This is a genomic window from Cupriavidus basilensis (genome assembly GCF_029335485.1).
Classification (GTDB): Bacteria; Pseudomonadota; Gammaproteobacteria; order Burkholderiales; family Burkholderiaceae; genus Cupriavidus; species Cupriavidus basilensis_E.
In genome coordinates this window covers 1-1,146 of the sequence record NZ_JARJLM010000317.1, presented here as the reverse complement: position 1 = coordinate 1,146, position 1,146 = coordinate 1, and the positions used below count along the sequence as shown (strand labels likewise).

Below are 1,146 nucleotides of genomic sequence, written 5' to 3'. Positions count from 1 at the left end.
GCAATTTCGACGATTAAACGGTCAATTTGATCGTCGATCCAACCTGACAACCTGAAAGGCCGCGGTTGAGCGGAAGTGCCCCGGGCAGTGTGCCGGAGCATGGTTCCAGCTCCGCTGCGGCTCATTTTTTTGCAGAACGAAGACATGAGCACGATTCCGATTACCAAGCGCGGCGCTGAGCTGCTGAAAGAGGAACTGCAGCGCCTGAAGGCCGTCGAACGTCCCGCTGTGATCAACGCCATCTCCGAAGCGCGCGCGCAGGGCGACCTGTCCGAGAACGCCGAGTACGATGCCGCCAAGGAAAAGCAGGCCTTTATCGAAGGCCGCATCCTGGAAGTGGAGTCCAAGCTGGGCGCCGCGCAGATCATCGACCCGACCCAGCTTGATACCGATGGCCGGATCGTGTTTGGCGCCACCGTCGACCTGGAAGACCTGGAGTCGGGCCGGCCGGTGAGCTACCAGATCGTCGGCGACGACGAGGCGGACCTCGACAGCGGCAAGATTTCGGTCAGCTCGCCGATCGCGCGCGCGCTGATCGGCAAGTTCGAAGGCGACGTGGCGACCGTGCTGGCCCCTGGCGGCGAGCGCGAGTACGAAGTCATCACGGTCCGCTACATCTAATCCAAACGAGGCTGCGTGTTCTCTTCCTCCTATTCGAGCCTGCCGCCGCTGCCGCATCGGGTCTTCCTGCTGCTGACCGTGGTCTGGGCCGGCAGCCTGTGGACGGTGGGCTACATGGTGGCCCCGACGCTGTTCTCCGTGCTGCCCAGCCGCGAGACCGCCGGCCTGATCGCCGGACAACTGTTCCGCACCGAGGCGATCCTTGGCGTCGTGGTCGGCGTGCTGCAGCTCGCGCTGTGCAACCTGATGATCCGTCGCGGCGCCAGGCGCTACCGTGGACTGCGCTGGCTGGTGCTGGGCATGCTGCTATGCGTGCTGGTGGGCTATTTCGGCATCCAGCCTTTCATGGAGAACCTGAGGGACAAGGCAACGGCGCTGGGCGTGGGCGTGTCCGACTCTCCCTACAAGGGGCAGTTCGGCATGCTGCATGGCGTGTCCAGCCTGTTCTACCTGGCGCACAGCCTGCTGGCGCTGGTCCTGGTGTGGCGCGCAGCGGCGCCGCGTTCGGCTGGGGAGTGAGGAACG

The 1,146-nt window shown here is 64.5% G+C and carries 2 protein-coding genes; both read left to right on the top strand.

From position 1 onward, the window contains the following. Positions 1–144: 144 nt before the first annotated feature. On the top strand, positions 145–621 hold the full coding sequence (gene greA, locus P3W85_RS18615; RefSeq protein ID WP_276265882.1) for a transcription elongation factor GreA: 477 nt from the start codon (positions 145–147) through the stop codon (positions 619–621). A 15-nt stretch (positions 622–636) separates the two neighbouring features. Continuing rightward, on the top strand, positions 637–1,140 hold the full coding sequence (locus tag P3W85_RS18610; protein WP_017230233.1) for a DUF4149 domain-containing protein: 504 nt from the start codon (positions 637–639) through the stop codon (positions 1,138–1,140). Positions 1,141–1,146 lie beyond the last annotated feature (6 nt).

What these genes read in the sequence shown, in the direction of transcription:
- greA (WP_276265882.1), top strand. Translation starts at nt 145, where the DNA reads ATGAGCACGATTCCGATTACCAAGCGCGGCGCTGAGCTGCTGAAAGAG.